Here is a 1206-nt window from a genome sequence, read left to right on the forward strand (position 1 = left end):
TCATGGCGCACTACCGGCGGGTCGGCGACGTGCCGCCGAAACGGCACACCCGGCACCGGGACGCGTCCGGCCGGCTCTACTTCGAGGAGCTGATGGGCGAGGAGGGCTTCTCCGCCGACTCCTCGCTGCTGTACCACCGCGAGATCCCCTCCGCGATCGTCGACTCGCGGCCCTGGGACGTGCCCGACCCGGCCACCACGCCGAACCAGCCGCTCAAGCCGCGCCACCTCCGGCTCCACGACCTGTTCCCCAAGGAGACCTGGGCGGGCACCGACGCCGTCACGGGCCGCCGGCTGCTGCTCGGCAACGCCGACGTCCGGCTCTCCTACGTCGTGTCCGCGGCGGACTCGCCGCTGTACCGCAACGCCACCGGCGACGAGATCGTCTACGTCGAGTCCGGCGCCGCGACCGTCGAGACCGTCTTCGGCGCGCTCGACGCCAGGCCGGGCGACTACGTCGTCATCCCCACCTCCACCACGCACCGCTGGCTGCCCGCCGGGGACGAGCCGCTGCGCGCCTACGTCATCGAGGCCACCGGCCACGTCGCGCCGCCCAAGCGGTACCTGTCGCGGTTCGGGCAGTTCCTGGAGCACGCCCCCTACTGCGAGCGCGACCTGCACGGCCCCGGCGAGATCCTCACCGCCGACGGCACCGACGTCGAGGTCCTCGTCAAGCACCGCACCTCCCGCGGCATCGGCGGGACGCGGTTCACCTACGCCAACCACCCGTTCGACGTCGTCGGCTGGGACGGCTGCCTCTACCCGTTCACGTTCAGCGTCCACGACTTCGAACCGATCACCGGCCGCGTCCACCAGCCGCCGCCCGTGCACCAGGTGTTCGAGGGCGCCAACTTCGTCGTCTGCAACTTCGTGCCGCGCAAGGTGGACTACCACCCGCTGTCCATCCCGGTGCCGTACTACCACTCCAACGTCGACTCCGACGAGGTCATGTTCTACTGCGGCGGCGACTACGAGGCGCGCAAGGGCTCCGGCATCGGGCAGGGCTCGGTCTCGGTCCACCCCGGCGGCCTCGCGCACGGCCCGCAGCCCGGCGCGTACGAGCGCAGCATCGGCGCCGAGTTCTTCGACGAGCTGGCCGTCATGGTCGACACCTTCCGCCCCCTCGAACTCGGCGAGGGCGGCCTGGCCTGCGAGGACCCCGCATACGCGTGGACCTGGGCGGGAAGGCGGACCCCATGAGCGACGT

At 71.7% G+C, this 1206-nt stretch carries 1 protein-coding gene; it reads left to right on the plus strand.

Features of this window, described 5'->3' with window-relative positions; translation table 11 throughout:
• Positions 1-2: 2 nt before the first annotated feature.
• Entirely contained in the window at positions 3-1199 is a 1197-nt protein-coding gene (locus ABT299_RS52750; RefSeq protein ID WP_500255493.1) for a homogentisate 1,2-dioxygenase, read from the plus strand.
• Positions 1200-1206: the final 7 nt, after the last annotated feature.

Source organism: Spirillospora sp. NPDC000708 (assembly GCF_040299565.1).
GTDB lineage: Bacteria > Actinomycetota > Actinomycetes > Streptosporangiales > Streptosporangiaceae > Spirillospora.